Consider the following 18,491-nt stretch of genomic DNA (forward strand, 5'->3'; position numbering starts at 1 on the left):
GTGAATTAACATTATATATTTCACTAGCAATAGGATTTTTAGAAACTATTTATTGTTTTTTCAGTCTTCGCTCTGAGTCTTTATCAATTAAAAACTATATAATAAGCATTGTTTTATTATTAATTTATTTTCTTTCAAAAAGAGTAGTTTTTGTGGCTAAAAATATTAACTATATTTTTAAAGCCATTTACATATTTTATTTAATTTTTGTCTTTACAAATCTTGTTTTTAAACCTTTCAATCTTATAACATACACAGCGTTTTTAATTATTTTATATTTTTCATTTACTGTATATTCTAATCTAAAACAATACCTACTTTTTAATATGTTATTGGTGTTTTTATTGTCCTTTTTATTTTTACATAAAAGCTTTAATAAAGAAATTAGTTTAATAATTTTAGTTTCGTCAATAATTATTTCTGTTTTAAATTATATGCGCCATTTGTCAGTAATCAATACAAGTAGAGAGTTTATATTATTTGCTAATGATGACAATTCTAATCATGACATAATAACAATTGCAACTAATAAAAATGGTGAAGTTTCTTTTAGTAGTGATTCTATACTATCAATTTTAGGATATAATCCCAAAGAAGTATTAGGACACAATTTTTGGAAGCTTACACAAGATCCTGAATTTATTCAAGAAGAATTTTTAGAAACAAAAAATTTTGACAAACCATATATAAGAAAATTAAAATGCAAAAATGATAAATATAAATACATAGAATGGAAAGACAAAAAATTTTCCAAAAACTTAATAATAAGCGTAGGAAATGATGTGACGCAACAAGTTCAAATTCAAAATCAATTTAAAAATGTAATTGAATCGGCAACTGATTTAATTTTTGAAACAGATTCAGGAGGAAATTTCACGTTTTTAAACAAATTTATTCAAAAAAAACTGGGCTATACAATTGATGAACTTATAAATCAACATTTTACAAAATTTATTAGAGAAGACCATATTACCAATGTTGTAGATTATGTATTGAAATATAGAAACGAAGAGAAAGTTCCCGATAGCATAGAATTTCCTGCTTTAAAAAAGAATGGAGATTCGATTTGGGTTTCACAAAAAATAAGTATGAATAAAAATCATGATGGAAAAATTATTGGTTTTTCTGCCATTGCTAGAGATATTACACAAATAAAAAATATAGAAATTGAAGCCAAAAGCCGAAATAAAAAAATAAAAAAATATAATGATGTTATTAAACAACTAACTATAAAAAGTTTTTCAAATCAAGAAAATTTTGATTCGTTTTTAATTTATTTATTAAAAATAGTCGCCAAAAAAATTGATGTAAACAGAATTAGTTATTGGAAGTATAATTCTAACTCTATTATTTGTAAAGAACTATATCTATTAAATAAAGATACATTTGAAAAAAACCAAGTCATTAATAAAGCAAATCACCCAATATACTTTAATGCAATAGAAAATGACAATCAAGTTATTGCATCAAATGTTTATAATAATAATTCTAAAGAGTTTTGGAAAGACTATTTTATAAAAAACAGAATTCTTTCAATGCTAGATACACCTATATATTTAAACGGAAAATTAGAAGGAGTTCTTTGTATAGAATCTGACACTAAAATTGTAAATTGGGATAATGAAGATATAAACTTTGCAAAATCTATATCAGTTTTTATTGCTATTGCTATAGAAACTAGCAATAGAATTCAAGCTGAAAAAAAACTTAAATACAAAAGCGAAATTTTATTAGAAATAAATACCGTAACAAAAAATTTCTTAACCAGCAAAAACACTGATGAAATATTTGAAGGAATTCTTCATAGAATTGGTAATGTTACCAAAGTAAATAAATTATCATTTTTTGAATTTAAAGACAACGAAGGTTTATTTACCCAAAAATATCGATGGCTTTCAGAAACAAATGCTCTTGCAATTCCAAACAAAGATTTATTAAATATTCCATTAAGTAATTTTGAATGGATATTAAAAGAAGTTGAAAAAGATAAAGTTTTCTACTCTATTGTAAGTAAAATTAAAAATGAAACTATTAAAAATTACTTTAATTCATTTGGTGCAAAATCACTTTTGTTTTTGCCTATTTATATAAAAGAAAAACTATATGGAATTTTAGTTTTTGATGATTCTACTTATGAAAGAGAATGGTCAACAGATGAAATTATTATTTTAAGTTCACTTGCAAATAACATATCTATTTCTATAGAAAGAAATATTAATGAAAAAATAATTTTTGAAAGTGAAGAGAAATTTAAATTAATTGCAAACAATATTCCTGGAACAGTTTATTTATCTAAATTTGATGAAAACTATTCTAAAGTTTATATAAACAATGAAATTGAAAACTTATCAGGATATTCAAAAGAAGAGTTTTTATATAATGGTTTATCATTTACATCCTTAATTCATCACGAAGAAAAAGAAATTATATTAAAAGAACAATTTGAAAATATTACATCTGGAAAACAAATACATTCAAAATACAGAATTAAGCAAAAAAACGGTTCCTATATTTGGATTGAAGAATTTGGAGATGCCATAAAAAAAGATGGAATTGTAGAATATATTGGTGGAATTTTAATTGATATTTCTAAAGAAAAAGAAGCCGAAAGTGCAATTTTGGCTAAAGAATATGCAGAAGCTGCAAATAAAACAAAATCTGAATTTTTGGCTAATATGAGTCACGAAATTAGAACTCCACTAAACGGAATAATTGGATTTACAAACCTATTAAAAAACACACCTCTTGAAGATTTTCAGCGAAATTACATGAATACTATCAATCAATCTGCAACTTCATTGTTGGAAATAATTAATGATATTCTAGATTTTTCTAAAATAGAATCTGGAAAATTAGAATTAGATATAAAAAAATATAATCTCATTGAAATAGTTTCACAAGTGATTGATCTAGTAAAATATGAATCCAATTTAAAAAAACTAGATTTAAGCTTCAATGTTAGCCAAGAAATTCCAAATTTTATTTGGACAGACAGTGTTCGACTAAAACAAATTTTAATTAATTTATTAAGTAATGCTGTAAAATTTACCGAAAAAGGAAATGTTGTGTTGTCTATCAATTTAAAAGAAAGCTTGTCTAACGATAAAAAAACTATTCGTTTTTCAGTAAAAGATACTGGATTGGGAATCATGCCCGATTTTCAAGAAAAAATATTTTTCGCTTTTTCTCAAGGAGATACATCAACTACTAGAAAATATGGTGGAACTGGTTTGGGATTAACAATTTCTAATCAATTGTTAGAGTTAATGGATAGTAAATTGCAATTAGAAAGTGAATATGAACATGGAAGCGAATTTTACTTTGACATCACTGTAAAAACATCTAATGAAATTTCAAAAAAAGAAATTGACTCTACAAAAGAAATTATTGAAGAAAAAGATAATATAAGTTTTGGTTTAGAAAATTATAAAATTCTAATTGTTGAAGATAATAAAATAAACATGCTATTGGCAAAAACTTTAGTGAAACAAATTTTACCCAACGGAACTATTTATGAAGCAGAAAATGGTAAAATTGCCACAGAAAAATTTTCAGTATTAAAACCAGATTTAATATTAATGGATGTTCAAATGCCAGTCATGAATGGCTATGAAACAACACTAGAAATAAGAAAAACTGATATTGGAAAATACACACCAATAATTGCATTAACCGCTGGCACAGTTGTTGGTGAAAAAGAAAAATGCATTGAAGTTGGAATGAATGATTATACTTCTAAGCCAATAATTAAAGAAATATTAGAATCCAAAATTGCAAAATGGCTAAAACATTAAGAAAAAAAATTATATTTGTTTTTTTAAAATCATAAAAATATGAAATGGATAGGGAATCGTCAAAGTGACAATGTTGAAGACAGAAGAGGAATGTCTGGTGGTGGAAAAGCAGTTCTTGGTGGTGGCGCAATTGGAATAATAATTTTATTATTAAACCTTTTTGGAGGTGAAAATGCTAGAATGTTAACCCCAATGTTAGAACAAATGAATCAAAGTCAGCAAACACAACAAACTGGCGAACAAAGAGAATTAACTGCTCAAGAAGTAGAAATTGGAAATTTTGCAAAAACAGTTTTTGCTTATACTGAAGACACTTATGGTCAAATATTTCAAGAAAATAATTTGCAATATGAACAGCCAAAAATGGTATTATTTTCAGATGCTGTAGAAACTGCTTGCGGAAATGCAACTGCTGCTTCTGGTCCTTTTTATTGTCCTGGAGATAAAAAAGTATATATGGATTTACGATTTTTTGAAGAACTAAAAACACGTTTTGGAGCAAAAGGTGGCGATTTTGCAATTGCTTATGTAATTGCTCACGAAGTTGGTCATCATATACAAACCATTACTGGAACATCTGGAAAAGTTAGACAATTGCAAGAAGGAAAAAGCCAAACCGAAGCTAATAAATTATCAGTATGTTTAGAACTTCAAGCCGATTTTTATGCTGGTGTTTGGGCACATTATAACAAGCAATATCTTGAAGAAGGAGATATTGATGAAGCATTGAGCGCTGCACATGCTGTAGGTGACGATGCTATTCAAAGTAAAATGCAAGGTCAAGTTCAACCAGATACATTTACACATGGAACTTCTGAACAACGAATTTATTGGTTTAAAAAAGGATATCAAACTGGTGATATTAATCAAGATGATACTTTTTCGGCTTTGCTAAATTAGACACTACTAAATAATAAATAAATCAAAAAAGATTGACTTTAAATAGTCAATCTTTTTTTTTGCTTTTTACAGAATTTAACCCAACCAACCATCTCTATCCAAACTTCTATATTGAATTGCCTCAGCAATATGATTGGAAACAACAATTTCTGCCGCTTCTAAATCTGCAATTGTTCGTGCTACTTTTAAAATTCTGTCAAAAGCTCTTGCCGAAAGATTTAATTTTTCCATAGCAGTTTTTAACAATTGTAATGATGTTTCATTTAATTCACAATATTCTCTAATTTGTTTTGAACTCATTTGTGCATTATAATGAATGTTATCAAATGCTTCAAATCGTTTGGTTTGTATTTCTCTTGCTGCTGTAACACGTTTTCTAATTTCTAAACTGCTTTCGGCTTTTCTTGTTTCGGTAAGTTTGTCAAATGGAACTGGAGTAACTTCTATATGAATATCTATTCTGTCAAGAAGTGGACCAGAAATTTTACTCAAATAGCGTTGCATTTCTTGAGGTGAAGAACTTTGTGGCGAATCTGGGTCATTAAAATATCCACTCGGACTTGGGTTCATACTCGCAACTAGCATAAACGATGATGGATAAGTTATTGTAAATTTAGCTCTAGAAATTGTTACTTCTCTATCTTCAAGTGGTTGACGCATTACTTCTAGAACTTCACGCTTAAATTCTGGTAATTCATCAAGAAACAAAACACCATTATGAGATAAAGAAATTTCTCCAGGTTGAGGATAACTTCCGCCACCAACTAATGAAACAGATGAAGCAGTATGATGTGGAGATCGAAAAGGTCGTTGACTCATTAAACCAGCATCTTTAATTTTTCCGGCAACCGAATGTATTTTTGTGGTTTCCAATGCTTCTTTCAAAGTCATGGGTGGCAAAATGCTTGGTAATCGCTTGGCAAGCATTGTTTTTCCTGAACCTGGCGGACCAATTAAAATAATGTTATGTCCACCAGCAGCTGCAATTTCCATACATCTTTTAATACTTTCTTGACCTTTTACATCTGAAAAATCAAATTCTGGAAAATTCAATTCTTTATAAAATTCTTCACGTGTATCAATTACTGTTGGTTCTAATGTCCCTTTTCCTTCAAAAAAATCAATTACTTCTGTAACATTTTCAATTCCGAAAACATTTAATCCGTCAACAACTGCTGCTTCTTTTACATTTTGTTTTGGCAGAAAAAAACCTTTAAAACCTTCCTCTCTAGCTTTTATTGCAATTGATAAAGCTCCTTTTATAGGTTGCAAACCACCATCAAGTGATAATTCGCCCATAATTACATATTTATCAACTTCGTCGGCTTTTATTTGTCCTGATGCTACAAGAATTCCAATAGCTAGAGTTAAATCATAGGCAGAACCTTCTTTTCTTAAATCGGCTGGAGCCAAATTTATAGTGATTTTTTTTCCCGGAAGTTGGTATCCGTTATTTTTGAGTGCAGCAGCAATTCTATAACTACTTTCTTTAATGGCGTTGTCTGGCAAACCTACAAGATGGTAACCAACACCTTTATCAATATTTACTTCTACAGTGATAGAAGTGGCTTCAACGCCAAAAACGGCGCTTCCAAATACTTTTACTAACATGGCTTATACTTTTAATTAAATGGCTTATAATGATGCAAATATATATAATTTTTTGAAAAACAATTTTCACAAAAAAAATAATTATTTCAAAGTGTAAAGCAAACTAAACTTTATGTAAATTTTATTTGTCTATATGTAAAATATACTTTACATTTGTAATGTAATTTTAAACTTATTTATTATGAAAACACATTTCTTATTTCCTAACAAGTATAAAAAAATTGGTTGGATTTTGTTTGTTCCAACAATTATATTAATTTTTTATGCATGGATTTTCGACAGTAGTTTATTTGAAGAAATAATGAACATTAAAGTTTTTGCAATTTATAAAACTAATATTCTAGGTGATCCACAAGTTTTTACTTTTATAAATAATCATTTTTTTGATGAAACACTAACAATTATTTTCATAATTAGTGTTTTATTAATTGGATTTTCAAAATTAAAAAATGAAGATGAAATGATTGCAAAAATCAGATATGAAAGTTTAGTATGGGCAACTTATTTTAATTTATTTCTATTACTTTTTAATACTCTATTTTTTTATGGATTATTTTATGGAAATTTTATTATTTTAAATATATTTTCTCAACTCTTATTCTTCATCATAAGATTTCATTATAAAATATACCAACTAAATAAATCAATTAGCCATGACGAATAATCTAAAAGTCTTGCGTGCTATTAAGAATATTTCGCAAGAAGAATTGTCTAATAAAATAGAAGTTAGCCGACAAACAATAAATGCAATGGAAAAAGGAAAATATGTTCCTTCGACAGTTTTAGCATTAAAACTGGCAAGGTTTTTTGAAATTTCTGTAGAAGAAATTTTTACTTTAGAAACAACAGATTAAAAATTACTTTTTATACAAAGAAATACCATTCTTTAACCAAGCTTTATATTCATCAATATTTGGAGTATAAGGAATAGGAATGTTCAATTCTTCTTCATTATTTGGGTTTAATAAAACATAGAAAGGTCTAGAATTATTATTAAATTTTTGTATTTGAAATTCACTCCACTTTTCTCCTACTGTATTAATTTCTTTACCATTTTCTTTTGAAATATACCATTCGTCTTTTGGTAATTCTTTTTTATCATCGCCATAAAGTGAAATTAAAACCACATCATTTTTTAGAATTGATAAAACTTTTTCATCAGACCAAACATTATTTTCCATTAATCGACAATTTACACATTGCTTTCCTGTAAAATCAATTAGAATTGGCTTATTTACTTTTTTAGCATATTCTAAACCAATAGTATAATCTTCAAATGATACTAAATTATGAACTGTGAAAACGGAACCTTTTGGCAAATTGTTTTCAATATTACTAACGGTTTTATATCCAAAACCTTGCGGACTTTCGCTATAAGTCATTGGTGGCGGAAATGCCGAAATTAATTTCAAAGGTGCACCCCAAATTCCTGGTATTAAATAAATTGTAAATGTTAATGTTAACAACCCTAAAATCATTCTTCCAACGGAAATATGTGTTAATTCGCTATCATGAGGCAAAGTAATTTTACCTAATAAATAGAGTGTTAAAGCTGCAAAAATTGCAATCCAAAAAGAAATAAAAACTTCACGTTCTAACCAATGTAAATCTAAACCAATATCTGCATTGGATAAAAATTTGAAAGCCAAAGCCAATTCAATAAATCCAAAAACAACTTTAACAGTGTTTAACCAACCACCAGATTTTGGCAAATTTCCTAATAGACTTGGTGCTATAGCAAAGAACATGAATGGTAATGCTAATCCTAATCCAAAACCAAACATTGCCATGGATAAAATTGTAGCTCCACCATCAGAATTTAAAGATGTTCCAAATACAAATCCTAATGCCGGACCAATGCAGGAAAATGAAACGATAATTAAGGTCAACGCCATGAAAAATATTCCGAGTAATCCACCAGAATTTGAAGCATTATCAACTTTATTTGATAATTTACTTGGCATTGTAATTTCGAAAGCTCCAAAAAATGATATAGCAAAAGTTACAAAAATAACAAAGAAAAAAATATTCAAATAAACGTTGGTAGAAATTTCAGAAAAAATATCTCGGTTTACACCTTCTAATAAATGAAACGGCAAAGTGAAAAATAAACAAATTAAAACGATACATAATCCATAAAACAATGCATTAAATTTTCCCTTAGTTTTATTACTAGATTGTTTTAAAAAAAAACTTACAGTCATTGGTATCATTGGAAAAACACAAGGTGTAAATGTTGCAACTAATCCTCCTAAAAAGGATAAAATAAATATTTTCCAAAAACCTTTTTCCTCTTTTTTAGGTTCTTTAAGTATAGTGTTGTCTTGCTTTATTGTAGTTTCTACATTTGAAGTATCAATAACTGTCGAAAACTGATTAACGTTTTTTTTTACTGAATCTAAAGCTGGTTTAACAACAATATTTGAAGTTAAAGGAATTTCAAAAACAAAATCTTTATTATCATTAATACATGCTTCTTTACAAACCTGATATTCAAAATTTAGTTTAATTTGTGAAACTTTGGGATTTATAATTTTCACTTTTTGAGTAATAGTAACTTTATTTTCAAAAAAATATTCGTCTACTTCAAATACTTCACTATATTCTTTTTTATAAGGACTTTCAATTGCTTTTCCGATCAATTGATAATTACCATTTTGTTCTTTAAAATTAACAACTATTGGTAACGAACCGCCATCTGGAGTGAATTGTGAATATACATGCCAACCGTTTTCAATTGTTCCGTTAATTATTAAATTAAATTCGTTTTCTGAAACTTTTTCGGTATTAGTTGTCCATTTTACAGGATCTAAAACCTGAGAATTGACATTTGAAAATGTCAAAAAAGTAAGTACTAAAAATATATAATTTTTCATTTATAGAATCGTTATTTTTAAAATATTAGTTGTTGCATTGGTAACTTTAAACCTATCATCTAATCGTTTATTCATTATCCAAACTATTTCATTATTAGAACATAAAAGCCAAATACTTGATTTATCAATTAAAGATAATTTTTCATCTTTAAAAAATTTACTAAGTTTTTTTTTTCCTATCATTCCAAATGGATAAAAATAATCTGCTTCTCGCCATTTTCTTATTGTTAATGGAAATTGCAATTTATTTTCATCAACAAATATAGCATTAGAATTTGTTTCTAAAACGTTAGGTACATTACAAATAGAAATATTTAAGGGAATTTTAACTTCTAATTGATTTTTTTCTATGAAATATTCTTCGTTTTCTTCTTCATTTTCTTTTGCATAAAGAATTAAAAAATCTCTGTCTTTTAACAAAATATAGTTTTCAGAAAAAACTTTTTTACCCGATTGAGCATTGACTAAATCATAAATATCTTGCCAAGCATTAAACTCAAATTCCTTTAACCATTGATACAAATAAGCAGAATAATTGGGTAATTGAAGCAATTTCTTCAAATCAAAATGAACTGTTCCATCTTCTTTTTCTGTAACTACTTCTTTAAAAATAATATATTCCCCATCAGTTACAATCGATTGCGCATCAATTAAATGCTTTTGGGTTTTTTGAAAAGAATCAAGAAAAGAAGTGTTTATTTCTTTTAAAACTGGAACAATAGTATGACGAATTTTATTTCTTAAATATTTATCAGATGCATTACTAGAATCTTCTCGCCATTGAATATTATTTTCTTTTGCATAATTCTCAATTTCTTCTCTAGAAAAAGGCAATAATGGTCGGATAATTTTATCGTTTTGACTCGGAATTCCAGTTAATCCTTCCAAACCTGTTCCTCTTGTTAAATTGATAAGAAAGGTTTCTAAATTATCGTCAAGATGATGTGCAGTTAAAATAAAATCGAAATTTTGCTCGTTCAATTGTTCATAAAACCAATCATAACGCAACTTTCTAGCTGCAACTTGAATAGATAATTTATAATCCAATGCAAATTGCTTTGCATCAAATTTTTGAATAAAAACTGGAATTTTTTTAGTGTTGCAATATGATTTTACAAATTCTTCATCTCCATCACTTTCAGAACCTCTTAAAGAAAAGTTGCAATGCAAAACTGAAATTTTATAGTTGAGTTTATGTAATAATTCTACTAAAATTATACTGTCAATACCGCCACTGACTGCCAAAAATAATTTCTTTTCTTTTAAAAAAGAAAAGTTTTTATCAAGATGTTTTTGGAATTTTATAAGCATTTTCAAAAGTAATTATTTTATATCGTACCAAGATAAAACTTTTGCAAAAGTTCTATTTTGGGTTTGTAATCCTGAGTATATAAGTGTTTTTGTACCAATTTCATCTTTAGCTAATTTTTCAAAATACTCTAATTCTTTAAACAAATTTGGTGTAATGGTTGATGTAGATTTAATTTCAAATACATCTAAAAAATCGTCCTCATGCGTCAATAAATCAATTTCTCTACCATCAGAATTGCGCCAAAACCAAAATTCTTTCATCAAATTTTGATGATGATTTTGCTTAACCAATTCCATAACTATCATATTTTCAAACAAATGACCTTTATATGTATTAAATTTTATTTGTTTTTCATCTTTTATTTTCAATAAATGACAAAGCAAACCTGTATCATAAAAATACAATTTAGAACTTTTTATAACACGTTTATCAAAATTTTTATGATAAGGATGCAAAAGATAAATTATATAACTACTTTCTAACAAAGACAACCATGACTTTGCTGTGGGTTGCGTAATATTACAATCGTTTGCAAGTGAACTTAAATTTATTAAACTTCCTGCTCTTGCTGCGCACAAACTTAAAAAAGTTCTAAAAGTACGCATGTCTCTAATGTTTACTAATTCTGCAATATCTCTTTCTACATAAGTTTCAATATAATTTTTATAAAATGTAGTAGAAGGTATATTTCTATCGTAAATTGCTGGATAAAAACCATTTATCATTGCTTCAATATAATTTTTAGATAAAAAATTACCTGCTTTCATTTCATTAAAATCAAAAGGAAATAATTTAAATAAAGCTACACGACCAGCCAAACTTTGAGTAATATTTTTTAAAAGCAAAAAGTTTTGTGAACCAGATAAAATATATTGTCCCATTATTTTTTTTTCATCAACAATAGTTTGCAAATACGAAAATAAATGTGGTACACGTTGTGCTTCGTCGATAATGCAAAAAGAATCATACTCTTCTAAAAACTTATTTGGATCATTCTCGGCAAATTTTCTTAAATCTGGATTCTCTAAACTTATGTATCTATAATCCGGAAAAAGTTCTCTTAACAAAGTTGTTTTTCCAGATTGTCTTGGTCCAGTTAAAGCAAGAATTGGATACTTGTCTTTAAGGAAATTCATATAGTTTATTATTTCTCTTTTTACTTCCATAACATCTTAATTATAATGCAAATATATAATTTTATTTTGAATTTACAGAAATTTTATTTTGAATTTACAGAAGTTTTATTTTGAATTTACAGAAGTTTTATTTTGAATTTACAGAAATTTTATTTTGAATTTACAGAAATTTTATTTTGAATTTACAGAAGTTTTATTTTGAATTTACAGAAGCTAAATTCCTAATAATACTTCAAACATTGCTTTAGCTTTCAACAAACATTCTTCATATTCTTTTTCTGGTTCAGATAAAGAGGTAATTGCACTTCCAACAGAAAATGAAAGGTATTGATTTTCAGAATTATACAAAATACTTCTAATAACAACATTAAAATCGAAATCGCCATTTGGTGTAAAATATCCAACAGCGCCACTGTACAATCCACGTTTTGTTTCTTCAAGTGTTTCAATAATATTCATTGCTGCAATTTTTGGTGCGCCTGTCATACTTCCCATTGGAAAAGTGGTTTGCAAAATTGCCACTGGCGAAGTAGTATTTTCAACTTCAGAAACTATTGTTGAAATCATTTGATGCACTTGTTTGAACGTATAAATTTTACATAATTCTTCAACATTTACTGATGATTTTGTAGCAGTTCTAGACAAATCATTTCTAACCAAATCAACAATCATAATGTTTTCTGAACGTTCTTTAGGATTATTTTCTAAATTCAGTTTTAAAATTTCATCTTCTTCAATGTCAAATGATCGTTTGGATGTTCCTTTAATTGGCTGCGAAATTATTTTGTAATTTTCTTTCTTTAAATAGCGTTCTGGCGAAGCACATAGTAAAAAATTAGTATTGTTTTTAAAGTAAACTGCAAATGGTGGTTCAGATATTGAATTGAGTTTTTTATAAATTTCTAATGGATTTATAATAGCATTTTCTGCATAAAATTCAATACAAAAATTAGCTTCATAAATATCACCACGATGAATGTGCTCTAGCATTTTTGATACTTTAGAAATGTAATTTTCTTTAGAAATTCTTTGGTCAATTAAGACAGGAGATGGAAGCACTTCGACAAGCTCAGTGTGACAAATTGATAAAATTTCATCAAAATCACTTTCAATTTCATCATCACACATATTCAAATACTGAATTTCGATTTGATTTTCTTTAATTAAAAATAACTTTTTAGGTTGAAAAAAAAACAAATCTGGAAAATGCAAACCGTCAAAATTATTAGATTGCAAATCTTCAACATTATTTTTTAAATCATATGATAAATAGCCAAAAAGCCAATCTTTAGTCTGACTTTGGTATTGATGCAAATCTTGAAATGAGTTGTGAAAGTCAGTTTTTATTGATGTAAAAGCATCAACCGCAAGAACATAATCGTAAGAGGAATACTTTTTATTTATATTATAATTAGAATTACTATCTAAATAAACAACCTCACGAAATTGTTCTGACCAATGCAATAATTGATTTTTAAATTCTGAAACGTTTACAATTGATTTATAAATAGATGTTCTCAATATGATTTTATAAGATTCCAAAATTACAATAAAAATAATTTTTTAATAAAAGTATTAATGAAAAATCTTGGCACGGTTTTTAGTTGTGAATAATTAAGTTAAAAATCTTAAAAAAATAACATATTGATATAAAATTACTATTTCTATTAAACATTTGTAACATTAACCTTTTAAATAGTAATTTTTTTATGAAAACAATTTCGAAAATTAGTTTGGCGATTTTAATTTTAGGTATCGCCTACTCTTGCAAAAATGCAAGTGAATCTGAAAATGCAAATGCAACAACAGATTATGCAACAGAAGCAACAGCTGATAAATCTGTAATTTCATCAAATGCAGCAGTTGAACCCAAAAAAACTAATAGGAAATTTATTCGAACCGCTAATTTGCAATACAAAGTAAAAAATGTCGCGCAAACTACATATAACATTGAAAACACAACTGCTAAAATTGGTGGATTTGTAACTTTTAAAGAATTGAAAAGCACTATTAACGACAAATCTGAAACGCGAGTTAGCCAAGATAGCATTCTAGAAACTACAAAATTTACAGTTGAAAACAATATTACAATTCGAGTTCCAAATACTAAACTAGATACTTTACTAAGTTCTTTTAGAAAAGAAGTTGCCTTTTTAGATTTTAGAATTATTAAAGCTGATGATGTTTCATTGCAATTATTATCCAATAAAATGGCACAAAAAAGAAGTTCTTCAACTGAAAAAAGAGTCGAAAAAGCTATTGATGATAAAGGAAAAAAACTAAATCAAATTATTGATGCCGAAGATAATTTAGCATCTAAAAAAGAAGCAAACGATGCCAAAACATTAGAAAATCTTTCTATGAACGATCAAGTAAATTTTAGTACCGTAAACATTAGATTGTACCAAAGAGAAGAAATCAAAAATGAATTGTATGCCAGCGAAAAAAATATAAATAAGTATAGACCACATTTGGGTTTGCAAATTTGGGATTCTTTAAAAACTGGATGGTTTATGTTGGAAGGAATTATTGCATTTGTTACGCAACTTTGGGCATTATTTTTAATTGCGTTTTTAAGTTGGATTGGATATAAAAAATTTATTAAAAAGTAAAAATTAACCACTGTGAAACTGGTGGTTTTTTATTTTAAAATTTTATATCTTTGGAGTATAATTAAATTTTCACATATAAATAAAATATGTCATTAATAGATAAAACTTTAGAAATATTAGAAGATTGTATAAAAAACAACTCTTATAATGAAGTTGAAACAGAAAAGATAGAAATTAAGAATCTTTCTACAAGTTCAGAATGGAAGGAACTTTATACTAGTGCTTGTGCATTTTTAAACTCTAATGGTGGTATAATTATTATTGGAATAAAAGAGATTAATAATGTTAAGATTAATAAACAATATAAGTTTAGTAGCTTTAGATATGAAAACGAAAACAAATTAAAGGAAATTGGTAAACAATTTACTGATAAATCAGGTAATGAAAAAGATTTATCTATATATTTTCCAGAATATGAAATTAGAGATTTTTTAGATGGAAAAGTCGCAGTAATTTATATTGAAAAGTTACCAGAAGACGAAAAATTTGTTTATTTTAATAAAAGTGCTTTTAAAAGAGTTTTGACTGGTGATCATAAATTAACTGAAGTTGAAATAAAAACTCAAGAGGAATTAAAAAATGATTTAATAAATACTCAAGAATTATTAATTGTTCCAAACACATCTATCGATTTAATCAATATTGAAAAATTAAATGAATATATAGTTCAACTAAACTTGGGCAAAAAAGTTGAAAATTTAAAAGCAGATTTAAATTCTTCAATATCTTTTTTAAATAGAAAAGGATTTGTTAGAGATAATAAACCTACATTATTAGGAATGTTAGTCTGTGGTGACTATGTTGAAGATTATATTCAAGGAAAGTGCGAAGTCGACTGTTACGTTGAAATCAAAAATAAGATAGCTGAGGATAAACAAATATTTAGAGAAAATATCATTGACTTAATTCAAAAGAGTGTGAATTTTGTTTTTAGAAATACGAAAGTTGGCATAATATCTGAAAAAGGAGGTACAGCACTACCAGAATACCCAGAAGATTTGGTTCGTGAAATTGTTAATAATGCTTTGGCTCATAGAGATTATAAAAGTAATAGATTTATAATTATTGAAATTAGACCTAATCAAAATTTAATGATTCAAAATCCTGGTATGTTTCAGGAAAAACAAAGGTTACATCTAGATACTGAACAAGGAAAAATTAGAAGAATTATTCCAATACAATATGCAAGAAACCCTAAACTTACTGATTTATTAAAAAGTTTTAATAGATGGGAAGGAAAAGGAAAAGGATTGGCTTCATTAACAGATGCCTGTTTAGATAACTTGATTGATCTACCATATTACGTTTTAACAGAAGATGAAATTAAACTTTATGTCCCTAAAGGAAAAGTTTATGATGATAAAATGGAAACATGGTTAAAATGTTATTCTGGATATTTAACAATAAAATACGGAAAAGATTTAAATGAAGAAGAAAAGGTTATTCTTAGTTATTTTTATAAATCTGAAACTCTAAATAGATTGGATAGATACACAATTCTCCTAACATCTGATAACAATCATAAAAATATTATTTCAAATTTAGAGGAAAAAGGTTTGTTGATAAAAAATAATGAAAGTCCCGAAATTTATCCAATATATATAGTTGATAGGGTTTTAACAAAAACTGATTATTCAGATGAACTAAAGATTTTATTTAAAAATGATTTTGACTTACTACCTGAAAAATATAAAAACATTTTAAATGCTATTTATCAACATTCAAAATTTGGAATACAAACTGAGATTATAAGTGCTAATAGTATTGGTAATTTTATATATTTTCTAGAAAAAAAATCAATTGATGATGCAAAAAAATTTGAAAATTTTAAGAGAACTATTAGAACAATTTTTAATCGGCTTGAAGATAAAAAATTCATAACCCGGAAAAATGGTAATAAACCAGATTTTGAAATAAACATTAAATATTCAAATACTGATAATTTATTTACAAACTAAAAATAATCCGTTCAGTTTAAAAAAAATTGAACGGATTTTTATTTAATAAAACTTTTTTCTAAACGTGCAACGCAATATTATCAGTTGCAGCCAAAGCAGCTTCTTTCATTGCTTCTGCAAATGTTGGATGTGCGTGGGACATTCTTGAAATATCTTCGGCTGATGCTCTAAATTCCATTGCGGTTACTGCTTCGGCTATTAAATCGGCACAACGTGCACCAATCATATGAACACCAAGAACTTCATCTGTTTTAGCATCGGCTAGAATTTTTACAAATCCATCTAAATCGCTACTTGCTCTTGCTCTTCCTAATGCTTTGAAAGGAAAACTTCCAGATTTAAATGCAATTCCGGCAGTAGTCAATTGTTCTTCTGTTTTTCCAACAGCGGCAACTTCTGGCCAAGTATATACTACTCCAGGAATTAAATTATAATCAATATGAGGTTTTTGTCCCGCTAAAATTTCGGCAACCATTACACCTTCTTCTTCGGCTTTGTGAGCCAACATTGCACCACGAACTACATCGCCAATAGCATAAATATTAGCTATATTTGTTTGCAAATGATCGTTAACTTCTACCATTCCTCTATCGTTTATTTTTACAGCTGCTTTTTCTGCCGAAAGTCCATCAGTATATGGACGACGACCAACAGAAACCAACGAATAATCGCCTTCTAAAGTAATGGTTTCACCTTTTGCATTTTCGGCTTGAACGGTTACTACATTTCCGCTTCTTTCAACCGATTTTACTTTGTGAGCAACGTAGAATTTCATTCCTTGTTTTTTCAAAACTTTGGTCAATTCTTTAGACAAACTTGCATCCATTCCTGGGATAATTCTGTCCATATATTCTACTACCGAAACTTGTGCTCCAAGGCGTAAATATACTTGTCCCAATTCAATTCCTATAACTCCACCACCAATAATTACTAAATGTTTAGGGACTTCTGGTAATTTTAATGCTTCGGTTGAAGTGATAATTCTTTCTTTATCTAATTTTATAAAAGGAAGATTTGATGGTTTAGAACCTGTTGCAATAATTATGTTTTTAGCTTCAAGAACTTCTGAAGTTCCGTCGGCTTTAGTAACTTTTACGTGAGTTGCATCTTCAAACGAACCTAATCCTTCGTAAACAGTAACCTTATTTTTATCCATTAAAAATTTTACGCCACCAGAAGTTTGATCAACAACTGCTTGTTTGCGAGCAATCATTTTTTCAAGATTTACTTTTACTTCGCCAGAAACTTCTATTCCGTGATCGGCAAAATGTTGTAATTCTTCATAATGATGTGATGATGCCAACATAGCTTTTGACGGAATACAACCTACGTTTAGGCAAGTTCCACCAAGTGTTGAGTATTTTTCTATAATTGCGGTTTTGAAACCAAGTTGTGCACAACGAATTGCCGAAACATATCCGCCTGGACCAGAACCTATAATGACTACGTCAAATGAACTCATAGTTTTTGTTTTTTAGAATTGCAAAATTAAGAATTTTTTAGCCACGAATTGCACGAATATTCACGAATTTTATTTTTGAATTTATAATAATTTTTAAGACCTCAAGGGTTTAAAAAAAACCTTTGAGGTCTGTCGAATAGAAATTATAAATTCATTTGAGATTCCATCTTTATTGGTCAACTTTATGAGATTACTTCTTCCTTCCGACACAATGACAATTGAAAAAGAACCATTGTATGATTATGGTCTGCCAATAAAATCTTTTTTAGATACTGGCATCAATAAATCATATTCGTTGAAAAGAACTATTAATCCAAAAGAATCAACAACTTTTTATGTCGTACTGCTCTCTAATAAAGGAGTAGATGGTACATTGCGAACAGGGCTTAGCTTAAAAGGGCAAAATCTCTTTTATAAAATTTCAGCATACAAAAGTATCAATGGACATCCATTAATGGACGAGAAAGAAATTAATTGCGGAAGTATTAATTTAAATAATTTGCTTTTAAAGAAATAAACAGAAAGCCAGCGTACAACATTGGGTTTGCTGCAAGGCTGGCTGGACGTTGGAGCGATGGTCATTTTATTGTCTCGTCCTGAAATAGGTTGACTACAAAATCAACCAACCCGGCGAAATAAGCAACCCGTAATTTTATATGAACGTACAAGAACAAATCAAGGAGTATATTACCAGTCAGTATAAAAAAATAATGTCTGCAAAAGCCGGCTGGATTTTACACCCTACCTTTACCCTACTTTACCATGCCATCCAAATCAAAAAAGCTACGAACCGTTTTTATACTTTACTGGTTTTTGCTGGCCTATATACT

General features: G+C 27.7%; 13 protein-coding genes. 7 read left to right on the forward strand and 6 right to left on the reverse strand.

All coding sequences use genetic code 11. The annotated features are described in order from the left end of the window. Positions 1–443: 443 nt before the first annotated feature. Together ACH2BO_RS08545 and ACH2BO_RS08550 are read left to right on the forward strand one after the other, a co-directional pair. Complete coding sequence (locus tag ACH2BO_RS08545; protein WP_395044324.1) at positions 444–3,794, forward strand: PAS domain S-box protein; 3,351 nt, start codon at positions 444–446, stop codon at positions 3,792–3,794. A 39-nt stretch (positions 3,795–3,833) separates the two neighbouring features. Then, positions 3,834–4,694 (forward strand): neutral zinc metallopeptidase, encoded by an 861-nt coding sequence (locus ACH2BO_RS08550; protein WP_395044325.1) that lies wholly within the window; start codon positions 3,834–3,836, stop codon positions 4,692–4,694. Between the two features lie 75 nt (positions 4,695–4,769). Here the strand turns inward: ACH2BO_RS08550 and ACH2BO_RS08555 are convergent, their stop codons facing one another. Further along, a complete protein-coding gene (locus ACH2BO_RS08555) occupies positions 4,770–6,305 on the reverse strand; it encodes a YifB family Mg chelatase-like AAA ATPase (protein WP_395044326.1) in 1,536 nt (511 codons plus the stop codon). Positions 6,306–6,486: 181 nt separating this feature from the next. On the opposite strand from ACH2BO_RS08555, the gene ACH2BO_RS08560 reads away from it, so the two are divergent. Both ACH2BO_RS08560 and ACH2BO_RS08565 read left to right on the forward strand, forming a co-directional pair. Continuing rightward, positions 6,487–6,969, forward strand: coding sequence for a hypothetical protein (locus ACH2BO_RS08560; RefSeq protein WP_395044327.1), 483 nt, complete (start codon positions 6,487–6,489; stop codon positions 6,967–6,969). Beyond that, on the forward strand, positions 6,959–7,159 hold the full coding sequence (locus ACH2BO_RS08565; RefSeq protein WP_395044328.1) for a helix-turn-helix transcriptional regulator: 201 nt from the start codon (positions 6,959–6,961) through the stop codon (positions 7,157–7,159). Before ACH2BO_RS08560 ends, ACH2BO_RS08565 begins: the two co-directional genes overlap by 11 nt. Before the next feature lie 3 nt (positions 7,160–7,162). Here the strand turns inward: ACH2BO_RS08565 and ACH2BO_RS08570 are convergent, their stop codons facing one another. From ACH2BO_RS08570 to ACH2BO_RS08585, 4 genes are all read right to left on the reverse strand, one after another. Further along, entirely contained in the window at positions 7,163–9,181 is a 2,019-nt protein-coding gene (locus ACH2BO_RS08570) for a cytochrome c biogenesis protein CcdA (RefSeq protein ID WP_395044329.1), read from the reverse strand. Beyond that, positions 9,182–10,492: a tRNA lysidine(34) synthetase TilS gene (gene tilS, locus ACH2BO_RS08575; protein WP_395044330.1), complete on the reverse strand. Its 1,311-nt coding sequence runs from the start codon at positions 10,490–10,492 to the stop codon at positions 9,182–9,184. A gap of 12 nt (positions 10,493–10,504) precedes the next feature. Further along, positions 10,505–11,659 (reverse strand): ATP-binding protein, encoded by a 1,155-nt coding sequence (locus ACH2BO_RS08580; protein WP_395044331.1) that lies wholly within the window; start codon positions 11,657–11,659, stop codon positions 10,505–10,507. A 183-nt stretch (positions 11,660–11,842) separates the two neighbouring features. Next, positions 11,843–13,150 carry an anthranilate synthase component I family protein gene (locus ACH2BO_RS08585; RefSeq protein ID WP_395044332.1) on the reverse strand — a complete coding sequence of 436 codons (1,308 nt, stop codon included), beginning with the start codon at positions 13,148–13,150 and terminating at the stop codon, positions 11,843–11,845. Between the two features lie 188 nt (positions 13,151–13,338). Between ACH2BO_RS08585 and ACH2BO_RS08590 the strand changes: the two genes are divergently transcribed. Beyond that, complete coding sequence (locus ACH2BO_RS08590; RefSeq protein ID WP_395044333.1) at positions 13,339–14,241, forward strand: DUF4349 domain-containing protein; 903 nt, start codon at positions 13,339–13,341, stop codon at positions 14,239–14,241. Positions 14,242–14,327: 86 nt separating this feature from the next. Then, complete coding sequence (locus tag ACH2BO_RS08595) at positions 14,328–16,199, forward strand: RNA-binding domain-containing protein (protein ID WP_395044334.1); 1,872 nt, start codon at positions 14,328–14,330, stop codon at positions 16,197–16,199. Positions 16,200–16,257: 58 nt separating this feature from the next. Here the strand turns inward: ACH2BO_RS08595 and lpdA are convergent, their stop codons facing one another. After that, positions 16,258–17,661 (reverse strand): dihydrolipoyl dehydrogenase, encoded by a 1,404-nt coding sequence (gene lpdA, locus ACH2BO_RS08600; protein ID WP_395044335.1) that lies wholly within the window; start codon positions 17,659–17,661, stop codon positions 16,258–16,260. Between the two features lie 184 nt (positions 17,662–17,845). Between lpdA and ACH2BO_RS08605 the strand changes: the two genes are divergently transcribed. Continuing rightward, positions 17,846–18,178, forward strand: coding sequence for a hypothetical protein (locus ACH2BO_RS08605; protein ID WP_395044336.1), 333 nt, complete (start codon positions 17,846–17,848; stop codon positions 18,176–18,178). Positions 18,179–18,491 lie beyond the last annotated feature (313 nt).

This window comes from Flavobacterium sp. (assembly GCF_043773265.1).
In the GTDB taxonomy this organism is placed as follows: domain Bacteria; phylum Bacteroidota; class Bacteroidia; order Flavobacteriales; family Flavobacteriaceae; genus Flavobacterium.

Bases quoted from the DNA above. Each gene is read 5' to 3' on its own strand.
- ACH2BO_RS08605 (WP_395044336.1), top strand. From the start codon at position 17,846: ATGAGATTACTTCTTCCTTCCGACACAATGACAATTGAAAAAGAACCA.
- ACH2BO_RS08595 (WP_395044334.1), top strand. From the start codon at position 14,328: ATGTCATTAATAGATAAAACTTTAGAAATATTAGAAGATTGTATAAAA.
- ACH2BO_RS08565 (WP_395044328.1), top strand. From the start codon at position 6,959: ATGACGAATAATCTAAAAGTCTTGCGTGCTATTAAGAATATTTCGCAA.
- ACH2BO_RS08555 (WP_395044326.1), bottom strand. From the start codon at position 6,305: ATGTTAGTAAAAGTATTTGGAAGCGCCGTTTTTGGCGTTGAAGCCACT.
- lpdA (WP_395044335.1), bottom strand. From the start codon at position 17,661: ATGAGTTCATTTGACGTAGTCATTATAGGTTCTGGTCCAGGCGGATAT.
- ACH2BO_RS08580 (WP_395044331.1), bottom strand. From the start codon at position 11,659: ATGGAAGTAAAAAGAGAAATAATAAACTATATGAATTTCCTTAAAGAC.
- ACH2BO_RS08550 (WP_395044325.1), top strand. From the start codon at position 3,834: ATGAAATGGATAGGGAATCGTCAAAGTGACAATGTTGAAGACAGAAGA.
- ACH2BO_RS08590 (WP_395044333.1), top strand. From the start codon at position 13,339: ATGAAAACAATTTCGAAAATTAGTTTGGCGATTTTAATTTTAGGTATC.
- ACH2BO_RS08560 (WP_395044327.1), top strand. From the start codon at position 6,487: ATGAAAACACATTTCTTATTTCCTAACAAGTATAAAAAAATTGGTTGG.
- tilS (WP_395044330.1), bottom strand. From the start codon at position 10,492: ATGCTTATAAAATTCCAAAAACATCTTGATAAAAACTTTTCTTTTTTA.
- ACH2BO_RS08570 (WP_395044329.1), bottom strand. From the start codon at position 9,181: ATGAAAAATTATATATTTTTAGTACTTACTTTTTTGACATTTTCAAAT.